At 62.3% G+C, this 11190-nt stretch carries 10 protein-coding genes; 3 read left to right on the plus strand and 7 right to left on the minus strand.

The genetic code is table 11. The features are described from left to right. The 5 genes from A2J01_RS02745 to A2J01_RS02765 form a co-directional block, all read right to left on the minus strand. The coding region (locus tag A2J01_RS02745; RefSeq protein WP_231915686.1) for a GNAT family N-acetyltransferase at window positions 1-723 on the minus strand (723 nt) is incomplete at its 3' end. Window positions 724-725: 2 nt separating this feature from the next. After that, complete coding sequence (locus tag A2J01_RS02750) at window positions 726-1820, minus strand: M20 family metallopeptidase (protein WP_007734375.1); 1095 nt, start codon at window positions 1818-1820, stop codon at window positions 726-728. A 143-nt stretch (window positions 1821-1963) separates the two neighbouring features. Then, window positions 1964-2821 (minus strand): tryptophan 2,3-dioxygenase, encoded by an 858-nt coding sequence (locus A2J01_RS02755; RefSeq protein WP_003945883.1) that lies wholly within the window; start codon window positions 2819-2821, stop codon window positions 1964-1966. Between the two features lie 14 nt (window positions 2822-2835). Further along, window positions 2836-4116, minus strand: a complete 1281-nt coding sequence (locus A2J01_RS02760; protein WP_037132270.1) for an MFS transporter — start codon at window positions 4114-4116, stop codon at window positions 2836-2838. Between the two features lie 208 nt (window positions 4117-4324). Next, window positions 4325-5170 (minus strand): M55 family metallopeptidase, encoded by an 846-nt coding sequence (locus A2J01_RS02765; protein ID WP_007734371.1) that lies wholly within the window; start codon window positions 5168-5170, stop codon window positions 4325-4327. 203 nt (window positions 5171-5373) lie between these two features. Here A2J01_RS02765 and A2J01_RS02770 point away from each other — a divergent pair, with 203 nt between their 5' ends. Both A2J01_RS02770 and A2J01_RS02775 read left to right on the plus strand, forming a co-directional pair. Continuing rightward, a complete protein-coding gene (locus tag A2J01_RS02770) occupies window positions 5374-6849 on the plus strand; it encodes an amidohydrolase family protein (RefSeq protein ID WP_058039182.1) in 1476 nt (491 codons plus the stop codon). A gap of 86 nt (window positions 6850-6935) precedes the next feature. Continuing rightward, entirely contained in the window at window positions 6936-8207 is a 1272-nt protein-coding gene (locus A2J01_RS02775; RefSeq protein ID WP_231915687.1) for an alanine racemase, read from the plus strand. A gap of 25 nt (window positions 8208-8232) precedes the next feature. On the opposite strand, the gene A2J01_RS02780 is transcribed toward A2J01_RS02775, so the two are convergent. After that, a complete protein-coding gene (locus A2J01_RS02780; protein WP_064111860.1) occupies window positions 8233-9684 on the minus strand; it encodes a sensor histidine kinase in 1452 nt (483 codons plus the stop codon). Further along, a complete protein-coding gene (locus A2J01_RS02785; protein ID WP_007734368.1) occupies window positions 9681-10397 on the minus strand; it encodes a response regulator transcription factor in 717 nt (238 codons plus the stop codon). Before A2J01_RS02785 ends, A2J01_RS02780 begins: the two co-directional genes overlap by 4 nt. 164 nt (window positions 10398-10561) lie before the next feature. Here A2J01_RS02785 and A2J01_RS02790 point away from each other — a divergent pair, with 164 nt between their 5' ends. Next, entirely contained in the window at window positions 10562-11062 is a 501-nt protein-coding gene (locus A2J01_RS02790) for a hypothetical protein (RefSeq protein ID WP_063314994.1), read from the plus strand. Window positions 11063-11190 lie beyond the last annotated feature (128 nt).

The raw sequence follows: 11190 nt of genomic DNA on the forward strand, positions 1-11190 counted from the left end.
ATTCTTGGTCGACTTCAACACGGGCAGGCCGGCTTCGGAGACGGACAGCAGTTCGCTCGCCCCCAAGGACTCGGGAGTCGGGACTTCTCCCGAACCGGCGACGACGTCGGCAACCTTGCTACTACCGATTTCCCAGTCGATCAACAACCGGTCGCTGTCTGCGCCGCCGTTGAGGCTGTCGTTCATCGGCGCGTAGAAACGCGGCAGATACTGGATCGGGAACGCACCGAGTTTCGAGACGTTGAAGTAGGCATTGCGTGCGACGAGCGGGTCGAAAGTCCACCGCACGTGGAGAATTCCCCGTTCCAGTGCCCACGCACGCTGGAACAGTTTCAACGCGAGGCCGATGTGCCCGTTCTGCACGTTCGGGAGGATCCCCGTGATGTGCGAATGCAACGAACGGTGTTGCGGTTCCTCGAAGAATGCAACCGAGCCGCCGATCAGATCCCCGCCACGAAACGCGCCGGCGACGTAGTTACCGGAGTGTGCGAGCGCCTTCATCATGTCCCGATGGACGGGAGGGTTACCGCTCTCCGGCTGCCATACCTTCTCGAACAGACCGAATACCTGTTCCAACTCGGCATGCCCGGTGACGGTTTCGATAGTCACACATGCAAGCAGAGCGGCCTGCTCGGCCTGGCTGATTGCCTGCCGCATCCGTGAAGGCGATACACCTCCGAATGGTTGAACGGTCTTGCGTTGGACATTGTTCGGCGACGTCATCGTCACAGTCCTCCCTCCAGGATTCGAGTCACCAGACCGGCCAACAAGGTGGCGCGCGGGATCATCTGATCTATCTCTACGTGTTCTGTCGCTGCGTGGGCACCACCGCCGACGGCACCGAGGCCGTCCAACGTGGGAGTTCCGACTGCAGCGGTGAAATTTCCGTCCGACGCACCGCCGACTGCGCAGTCGCGAAGCATTCCCAACCCGCTCTCACTGCTGACCTGGTGAGCGAGAAAGTACAGCTTCTCCGAAGACGCTGATTCCAGTGGCCCACGGTTGGGTCCTCCGGATACCGAAATTCGGCTTTCGGCCAGCGCCGGTGTCAGTGCACGGATCGAACGGTCGATGCGTTCCTGTTCCTTCGCGGACCACATTCGAACGTCACACCACAGTTGCGCTTGCGCTGCAACGGTATTGGTGGTCGTGCCGCCACTGATCACGGACGGAACCACCGACGTTCCCGCCGCCGGGTCCGCGAGCTCCACCACGGCCTGAATCTGGTGTGCGAGCTCCACTACAGCGTTCACACCTCGTTCCGGTTCCAGTCCGGCGTGTGCAGCGCGTCCCTCGATGTCGACGCAGTACAGCGACATACCCTTGCGCGCGGTCTTCACTGCGCCGTCGGCTGCGGCTTCGAGGACCAGCACCGCGTCGACCTGACGTGCTTGCTCCTCGATCAGTGCGCGCGAGGTCGGGGAGCCGATTTCCTCGTCGGAATTGAGGAGCACGACCACCCCGTCGAGCGACGGAAGCGATGCGAGCGCGTGGAAGAGCTGGACGATGCCGGCCTTCATGTCGAAGACTCCGGGTCCGGTGGCGATGTTGTCGGTGACAGACCAGGGCAACTCCGCGAGCGTTCCGAGCGGCCAGACGGTGTCGAAATGGCCCAGGAGCATCACCTTCGGCTCCGCGCCGAACGACCAACGCAAGTGCTGGCGCCCGTCGATGCGGATACGTTCGGGGGTGCTTCCGAGGTGGCGTTCGCCGATTTCGGCCACCACGTCCGCACATGCATCGACTGCGCCGAGATCGGAACTGGGCGACTCGGCGGTTACCAACGCCGCCAGGTCTGCCACCATTGATTTCTTGTCCACTCCGACGCTCTCCTGTCACCGACTTGCAACTTCGCAGTCAAGCTTGGTCGAAGCGACCCTGTCGGATCTTGTCCAAGACTCCTGTCCTTCGGGCTCGGATTCGTCGTGTGTCACGAACAGCTGGGTGTCATCAAGCAGGTGTGTCAGGTACCGATCTCTGTTCGGGCGGCAAACAGCTCGGGAAAGAAGCTCAACTCCAGCGCACGTTGCAGGAAGCCGGCACCACCACTCGAACCGCCGGTCCCCTTCTTCATGCCGATCACCCGCAGCACGGTCCGAAGGTGCCGGAACCGCCACAGCTGAAAGCTCTCCTCGAGGTCGACCAACTCCTCGAACGCCTCGTACGCCGTCCAGTGCTGTTCGACGTTCTCGTAGATTGCTTTGACCAGCGGAATCAGTTCGTCGTTTCGCACGTAGGGCGCGCTGACGTCTCGTTCGAGAGCCGACGCCGGAACGTCGTACCCCTGCCTGGACAGGTACCGCCAGAACTCGTCGTACAGTGTCGGCTCCCCGAGCAGGGTCTCCAACAATCGATGGGCGGACGGATCCGATTCGAACACCTTCAGCATGCCCGCGTTCTTGTTTCCGAGCACGAATTCCACGGCGCGGTACTGGTACGACTGGAACCCCGATGAGTTGCCGAGAACGCCCCTGAACTCCGCATACTCCGCCGGCGTCAGTGTCGCCAACACCGACCACTGCTCGGTCAAGGTGGCCTGAATGTGTTTGACACGTGCGATCCGCTTGAACGCAACCCGAATGTCGTCGGCAGCGATCGCTGCTCTGGCCGCCCGAATCTCATGGAGAAACAGCTTGAGCCACAACTCGCTGGTCTGGTGCTGAATGATGAACAAGAGTTCGTCGTGGTGTTCCGGCTCGCTCACCGGGTGCTGCGAATCCAGGAGGGTATCGAGTCCGAGGTAGGCCCCGTAACTCATCTTCCCGGAAAAATCGGTGACGACGTCGTCTTCGATCTTTCGTGTGCCGTCCGTTGCCGACATCTTCGGTCTCCTTGTCAGAATTTCGCCGGGGTCTGCGGAACGATCATGGCCACCAATGCGGCAGCGCTCGTCGCTCCGACCAGGACTCCGAATGCAGCCATGTACGAGAACTGGTCCACCATCCATCCCATCACGAGCGGGGTGATGAAACCGGCGAACTGACCACAACCGTTGATCAAACCCATTCCGGAACCGAGGAATTCGGCCGGAAGTGCCCGCAACGGCATCGCGAAGATCGACATCGAACACAGACCGCTGATGCCTAGAGCCAACGTCTCGTAGAACGTGAACATCGCGACGGTGTCAGCGGTGGTCATCAGGAACAAAAGGACTGCCGACGTGGCCATACACGGAACCAGAAGGATCCTGGCCCGGTCGTGGAAGTACTTGTCCACCAACCGCCCGCCCACAATCGTGGCCAGCGCCGTGACGATGAAGGGGATTGCGGCAAAGATTCCCGTGTCGATCAGCGAGAGTCCCTTGTCGTTGAGCAGATAACTCGGCACCCAGGTCATCAGCCCGTACGCGGACATGTTGGCCAGGCAGAACAGAATCGCGAACTTCCACACCGACGCGGACTTGAACACCGCGGCGCGAGAGTGCTCGCTCGCCAGAGGTTGCAAGGCTGCCTCGGGATCTTCCGAGATTTCCGTGTCCAGCGGTGCGGGCAGCACCAACCACACCACCGTGCCGATCACTGCGCCGACGATCGCCACCAGCCAGAACGCGTCACGCCACCCCACGGCCATGAGGACCGGCGCGATGATCAGCGGTGCGATGCCGGGGCCGAGGTTGTTGGCGCCGAGCATGAAACCCATCGCGGTCGCCCTGGTTTTCGGACGCGTCCGCTCAGCCAAAGCCTTGAACGACGCCGCTGGAAAGAGCCCCTGGCTGATGCCGAACATCGCACGCATGACCATCAGCGAGACGAGACCCCACGCGAACCCTGTCAACGCTGTGAACACCGACCACAGGATCAAAGCAACGATCAACAGGGGCCTGGGTCCGAAGCGGTCGGCCAACATTCCGCCGGGGACCTGCCCGAGCATGTAGAAGATCGCGAATACCGAGACCACGCCACCCAACTGCGTACTGCTGAGCGAGAATTCGTCGCCGATCATCGGAAGCGCAAGCCCGATCATGACGCGATCCACCATGTCGATCAACCAGATGGTACTGAGCAGCCCCACCGTAACGGTGGTCGTACGACGAATCGACCTGTTGTCCATCATATTTCGAACCGGACCGTCGCTCGCCCGCGACGGTCCTTCCACTGTGACGCGTTCCGCCTTCATCAAGCCTCCCGAATTGTCTTGTGCCGTATGGACTGGAACATTGAAAAGACTGATGAAGTGTGACAGCGAACACGTCTACCGCATTGGTCCGTTTCACCAATAGCCGAAGCAACGTTTGGTCGGTCGGAACATGTTCTGCCCCAAGAGATGACAAATGCCGCCGGCGCACACGGCGTCGGCGGCATTTCGCGATGGAGTCGCTACTTCACTACGTGCGATTGGCGACTGCCACGATCGTCGAGACGCCTGCGGCTGCAAGCCGGGCATTGACAGTGATCAGACCGAGAATGTCGTCGACGCTGCCGAGTGTGTGCGAAATCGTACGATCCGAAATCCGTCGCGAGCCGGGAACAGCCTCGGCGAGTTCAGCTCCCGTGGTGGTGGGGTGAACGATCTCGAGGGTCCATTCGTCACGCAGCTCGACCGGCTTCAGTGTGTCGGCCTTACGCACTGCGCGCTCGGCTCCTGCTCGGATCTGCTCGCACGCCAGCGACGGCGGCAGCGAATTGGTTGCCGACCATCCATGTGCCTTCTTGACCTCGACGGTCTCGGTTGTCGGCGAGGCCGCGTCGACCAAGCCGCAGATGATGTCGTCACCCGTCACCAGGCCGACGGGAACGCCCTGGGTGGCAGCGTAGAGGGTGTTGACGTCGGTCTCCGAGACGGACTTGCCGTCGAGGCGGACGTCGGCGAACAAGCTCGAGAACGTGTGCGCCAGGACGCCGGGCCCACCGGCTGGTGCGTGATAGCCGACAAACAGAGCGACGTCGTGATCGGACGTCAGTCCCTCCGCCATGCACTGCATCTTCGGTGTTCCGAAGATCAGACGCGCCCGTGGATCCAGGTCGGCGTGAAGCAGATTGTCCATCGTTCCGTGGCTGTCGTTGACCAGGACGCTCGTCGCACCGGCGTCGAACGCACCGGCGATCGCGGCATTGGTCTCGGCGGTCATGAGCATCTGCGCACGGTGGTAGCCGCCACCGCCGCGGATCGTCTGATCGAGCGTCGCGATACCCGCGATACCCTCCATGTCCACCGAAATATAGACGTGCATTCCTGTCCTCCATCGATCTCAATCGGCTGAATTGATAACTTCGCTTTCACCTTCACACTCGAGCGCATCCGTTTCTTGTCCGCTCGAACGGTGAGTCGGCCTCCATTTGGGACGTTCACACCAGAATCCGATACCCGAGCCGTGAAACCATCGGGACATTCGCCGGGCCAGGCGGTTCGACCAACGACAGGAGTGCAGCGCTGATGCAGGTCCACGACATCGTGTTCACCGGCGGCCGCGTCGTCGATCCCGCATCGGGGACCGACGAGGTTCGGGGCATCGCGATCACCGACGGCAAGGTCTCGGCGTGGGGTCGCGACGCGATCGAAGCCCGGCAGACGATCGACGTGACCGGTCAGGTCATCTGCCCCGGATTCATCGACCTGCACAGCCACGGACAGGAAATCGCCGAGCAGCGACTTCAGGCATTGGACGGAGTCACGACGGCCCTCGAACTGGAAGCCGGCGTCATTCCTGTTGCAAAGGCATATGCCCGGGCCGGCGCCGAGGGCCGCCCGATCAACTACGGCTACGCGACGTCGTGGGCGCACGCCCGAATGATCGAACTCTCAGGGGCCGATCCCGACGGCGACATCAGAACGCTCCTGCACCATCTCGGTTCCCCGAGCTGGCAGGGCGAGCCCACCGCCTCTCAGCGCGCCCACATTCTCGAACTCCTCGAAAACGATCTGGCCGCAGGCGCTCTCGGCATCGGCGTGGTGGTCGGGTACGCGCCGAAATCCGATCCGGTGGAGTACCTACAGGTGGCGGATCTCGCGGCCCGAGCCGGTGTTCCCACCTATACCCATGCGCGCCCGCTCATCTCGGCCGATCCGTCGAGCCCGGTGGATGGTGCCGTCGAAATCGCCCGTGCAGCAGCTGAAACCGGCGCACACATGCACTACTGCCACGTCAACAGCACCTCGGGAATGCACGTCGACCACGCGCTGTCGGTGGTGGCACAGGTTCAGGCAGCCGGATCGCGCGTCACGACGGAGGCGTATCCGTACGGTTCCGGGTCGACGGCCGTCGGAGCTGCGTTTCTCGATCCCGACAAGCTGCACCTGATGAATCTGACACCACGGTCGCTGACATTCGTACCCACCGGTGAACGTATCGCGGACCGCAAGCAGCTGGAACATCTTCGGGCCACCGACCCCGGTGGGTTGGTGCTGGTGGAGTTCCTCGACGAGAACGACACCGTGCAGCGCGAATTCCTCGAACGGGCGATGACTTTCGATCGCGCCGCCATCGCGAGCGACGCGATGCCACTGACCTGGCCCGGCCGTTCGCCTGCCGACTCATTGCAGTGGCCACTGCCGGAGAAGGCACTCGGCCACCCCCGCGGCGCAGGCACCTATGCACGTGCGATTCGTACGCTGTACCGCGAGCGTCGGCTGCTGTCGCTGTCGGAGATCATCGCGCGCTGCTCGTTGATCCCTGCGCAGATTCTGGAGGAGTCGGTTCCCTCGATGGCGACGAAAGGCCGGATCAGCCCCGGTAGCGACGCGGACATCCTCGTTTTCGACCCCGAGCGAATCACCGACAACGCCACGTACATCGACGGCACCCGCCCCTCCACCGGTATCAGCCGCGTGCTGGTCGGCGGAGTACCCGTCGTCGAAGACGGTGTCGTGGTCCAGGACGCGTTGCCTGGTCGCCCGGTACGCCGCTCGTAGCCGGATCTCATTCTGACCTGCATAGTTCTGACAGAAAGTCACCACACATGAACACATCGTCTGCAATCAACGGCACAATCGATGCCATGACGGATTTCGCGAACCCCCCGATCGGTTGGCAGCACAAGGCCTTCGGCACCGACCTCGAAGGTCGCGACGGTTCCGACCTCGAGCCGCTGGGGATCTCGGCACTCGACGGCAACCTCCTGCTACCCGTGATGACACTCAACCGTGCAGCGATCGCGCACAATGTCGACCTCATGGCGCAGTTCTGCTCCGACCACGATGTGGATCTGGCGCCTCACGCGAAGACCACGATGAGCCCCGAACTGGTTCGACGGCAACTCGACGCCGGGGCTTGGGCGATGACGGCGGCAACCGTTGCGCAGGCACGCATTCTGCATGAGTTCGGTGTGGACACCATCATCATCGCCAGCCAGGTTCTCGATCCCGCCGGTATTCGGTGGATCTGCGACGCCCAGGCCACCGACCCCGATTTCTTCGTCACCACCCTCGTGGACTCGGTCGAGAGCGTCCGCCTGATGGAACAGTTGATCGCGAAAGTCTCACCGGCCAGCCGTATCCGGGTTCTCGTCGAACTCGGCTACGACAGCGGACGCGCGGGCGCTCGCACTGTCGAGCAAGCACTCGACGTCGCACGCGCAGCATCGCAGGCACCTTCGTTGATACTCACCGGAGTCGAGGGGTTCGAGGGCATGATGCCCGGAGCCTCGGTAGCAGCCCGCCGTATCTCCGTCGATTCGTATCTCAAATCCGCGCGGGTTTTCACGGAAATCTGTGTGGCCGAGAACCTGTTCGAGAACAACTCCGCGAAGGCTCCCCAGCCACTGGTCACTTTCGGCGGCAGTGCGTTTCACGATCTCGTTGTGCGCGAACTGGCCGGACGGTGGGCACTCGACAACGGTGTACGCATCGTGCTGCGCAGCGGTTGCTATATCACCCATGATCACGGTCTCTATGCCGAAACTTCGCCGTGGGCTGACGGTCCGCGAACTCTGCAGGGAGCCGCAGAGGTCTGGGGTGTAGTGCTCTCCATACCTGAACCCGGACGGGTGATCCTGGGCTTCGGCCGCCGCGATGTCGGTTCCGACGCAGGCTTTCCCATCGTCCTGTGGCGCCGACGCGACGGATCCAACCGATCAGCACGAGAGCTGACGATCACCGCACTCAACGACCAGCACGCGTACGTCGACGTTCCGGCTGACTTCGACGTGAAGGTCGGCGATCTGCTCGGTTGCGGAATCTCGCATCCCTGCACCACATTCGACAAGTGGTCACTGATTCCCGAGGTCGATTCGGATTACCGCGTCGTCGGTACGGTGCACACCTACTTCTGAGGGGACCGGTTGCGTTAATCCGGCGTCAGTCGTCCTTCGGGTCACGCGGCAATTCGACGCGGAACGTCGTCCCCTGCCCGAGGGAGGTCTCGACGCTGACGGTTCCGTCGTGCGCTGCAACCAAAGCCGAAACGATGGACAGGCCGAGACCGGCGCCCCCGGTCTCACGGGTGCGAGAGGTGTCGGCGCGGTAGAAACGCTCGAAGATCCGCGCGGCATCCTCGTCACTCAAACCCTGACCGGTATCCGAAACCTCGACCACCGCGGAGTTCTCGGTCGTACCGACACGAACGGTGACCTGCGCATCCGGCGGAGTGTGTTTGATCGCGTTGCCCACCAGATTGGCAACTACCTGACGCAGCCTGGCCTCGTCACCATGCACTTCGGGCAGGCCTGGGCCGCCGGCCATCTGAAGTTCGACAGTTCGATCCGGTGCGATCGCTCGTGCCGCCTGTACCGAATCCGCCGCAACTGCAAGCAGATCCACAGGCTTGTTCTCGAGTGGACGCTGTTCGTCGAGTCTTGCCAGCATGAGCAGATCTTCGACCAGAAGTCCCATCCTCGACGCCTCGCCCTCGATCCGGTTCATCAGCGTTTCCGTATCAGTCATGGCGCCTTGGCGATACAACTCGGCGAACCCACGAATAGTCGTCAAGGGTGTGCGCAACTCGTGGCTCGCGTCGCCGACAAACCTACGCATCTTCTCCTCGGAACGCCGGGCCGATTCCTCCGAAGCCTCGGTCGCGGCAAATGCGTGCTGAATCTGCGCGAGCATTCCGTTGAGCGCCACGGACAGTCGACCGACCTCGGTGCGGTCATCGCGCTCCGGAACACGTCGATGAAGGTCGCCGGCGGCAATGGCAGCGGCAGTCTCCTCCACCTCGACAAGCGGACGGAGGCTCCGACGAACCACGAAATACGCTGCGCCGCCGAGGATCAGCAGGACAACCAGGCCGATGCCGAGTTGCAGGCCGACCAAGTCGTCGACGGTCTGCTCGTTATCCGTCAGTCGCACACCGATAGTCGTGGTCGTGCCGTCGCGGACCGTCGTGAGAACCCGCCAGTTCACGTCCGAACCGTCGCTCGATCCGACGGTGATCGGGCCGTTGGTGGAATCTTTCGACAGGTCGGGTTCGGTCGTCGTCGACTTGTCGTTCAGGATGATCACCCGTCCGTCCGGGGTCACGGTCCGAACGAAGAAGGGGCTGGGTGGGCGGGTGCCCGGGCCGACATCACTGGGCGGTTGCAGGTCTCTGCTGTGCGGCTTTGCCCAACCGTCGACCGCTTCGTACAGCGTTTTGTCGGTTCGCTGGGTCAGTGAGTTCTCGAGAGCAGAAGTGACCGCTACACCCGACGCCAACAGACCCAGCGCGGCCAACACCAGCAAGGCCGCAACCAGGGTGAAGCGCAGCGGCAGTGAATGGAGACGGAAACGACCCCGCTTCGGAAGCTGATCGTTTTCCGCGGCGGCGATCATTGCCGCGGTTCACGCATCACGTAGCCGACCCCACGCAATGTGTGAATCAGCGGTGTCTCCCCCGTGTCCACCTTGCGCCGCAGGTAGGAAACGTAGGACTCGACAACTCCGACCTCCCCACCGAAGTCGTAATTCCAGACGTGGTCGAGAATCCGCGGTTTGCTGAGAACCGTCCCGGCGTTGACCATGAAGTATCGGAGCAGTGTGAACTCGGTGGGCGAGAGTGCAACCAACTCGCCCTTCTTCCAGACCTCGCGGGTGTCGTCGTCGAGTTCGATGTCGGCGAACTTCACCCGCGGCGACTGCTCCGGCGCGACACCGCGACCGGCGCGGCGCAGGATGACCCGCAACCGCGTCACGACTTCTTCGAGGCTGAAGGGCTTGGTCACGTAGTCGTCCGCGCCGAGGGTCAGGCCGCTGATCTTGTCGTCGAGCGAATCCTTCGCCGTCAGAAACAGGACCGGCGCGTCCACGCCGTCGGCGCGCAGGCGCCGAAGCAGACCGAAGCCGTCCATCCCGGGCATCATGACGTCGAGAACGATCGCGTCGGGACGGAATGTCCGTGCGACGTCCAGGCCTTGGGCGCCGCTCGAAGCAGTTGCCACCTCGAAACCCTGGAATCGGAGGCTCACGGAGAGCAACTCCACGATGGTGGGTTCGTCGTCGACAACGAGGATGCGGGCTTCGGGGGTCTTGTCGGTCACGAGAACCATCTTCTCCCCTGCCACTGGATTCCCGCTGTATGTTCCCTGGGAGCTTCCTGTGAACGGCCGGGTGCATGTGATGGACTGAGTACAGGTGAAAAGCCAGGTGCAGGTGAAAAGCCGGGTGCAGCTGAAAAGCTGGGGTGCAGGCCCACGAACCGGAAGGATGCGGCATGTCACTACCCCCACTGTGGAACATGGAGTGCTTGACCTGGCGTATTCCTCTGTTCACCAACAACTCCGATACCGGCGAGGATCCCGGCTTCGCGCCACCGGAGTCTTGGGCACAGGCCCTCGCAGGTGTTGCCCAAGATCTGCGTTGCCTGCGATTCGGACCTGAAGTTGTTGTCGACCGTTTGATCTGGGAATTTTCGATCAACAGCGACTACAACGTCACGATCGGCTGGCAAGGCACACGTGACATCAGCGGATTCAGCTACTTCAACGCACTGTCGATGGAGACTGCATTCGCGGACGCTGCGGTGTGGGTCGCCGACGCAGTTCAGACAAATTTGGCCGGCTACGACTTCGTTCAGTGGCCGAGTCGAGGACGCCATCTGCTGGTTCCTCGACTTCGGGACGGGGAACCGGTGTGGATTGATCCGCACGGCGATGTGACGATAAGTCGTATAGGCGAGTTGTGCAAGAATTCGACGAATTATGCAGCAACGTAGCCCAGTTCAAATCGCTCAGCTCTACGGTCCTGTGGCGTCCGCGCTGGTCGGCGGTGTGGTAGCCGCGTACGCAGTGGCCGAGTACCGAGTTGACGACTTCTCCTTCTCCGACGCCGGCGTTATCTCGG

It is taken from the genome of Rhodococcus sp. EPR-134, from assembly GCF_001647205.1.
GTDB classification, from domain to species: domain Bacteria; phylum Actinomycetota; class Actinomycetes; order Mycobacteriales; family Mycobacteriaceae; genus Rhodococcus_F; species Rhodococcus_F qingshengii.

Excerpts from the sequence above, each read along its gene's own strand:
- A2J01_RS02755 (WP_003945883.1), bottom strand. The coding sequence starts at position 2,821 with ATGTCGGCAACGGACGGCACACGAAAGATCGAAGACGACGTCGTCACC.
- A2J01_RS02760 (WP_037132270.1), bottom strand. The coding sequence starts at position 4,116 with ATGAAGGCGGAACGCGTCACAGTGGAAGGACCGTCGCGGGCGAGCGAC.
- A2J01_RS02765 (WP_007734371.1), bottom strand. The coding sequence starts at position 5,170 with ATGCACGTCTATATTTCGGTGGACATGGAGGGTATCGCGGGTATCGCG.
- A2J01_RS02770 (WP_058039182.1), top strand. The coding sequence starts at position 5,374 with ATGCAGGTCCACGACATCGTGTTCACCGGCGGCCGCGTCGTCGATCCC.
- A2J01_RS02775 (WP_231915687.1), top strand. The coding sequence starts at position 6,936 with ATGACGGATTTCGCGAACCCCCCGATCGGTTGGCAGCACAAGGCCTTC.
- A2J01_RS02780 (WP_064111860.1), bottom strand. The coding sequence starts at position 9,684 with ATGATCGCCGCCGCGGAAAACGATCAGCTTCCGAAGCGGGGTCGTTTC.
- A2J01_RS02785 (WP_007734368.1), bottom strand. The coding sequence starts at position 10,397 with ATGGTTCTCGTGACCGACAAGACCCCCGAAGCCCGCATCCTCGTTGTC.
- A2J01_RS02790 (WP_063314994.1), top strand. The coding sequence starts at position 10,562 with ATGTCACTACCCCCACTGTGGAACATGGAGTGCTTGACCTGGCGTATT.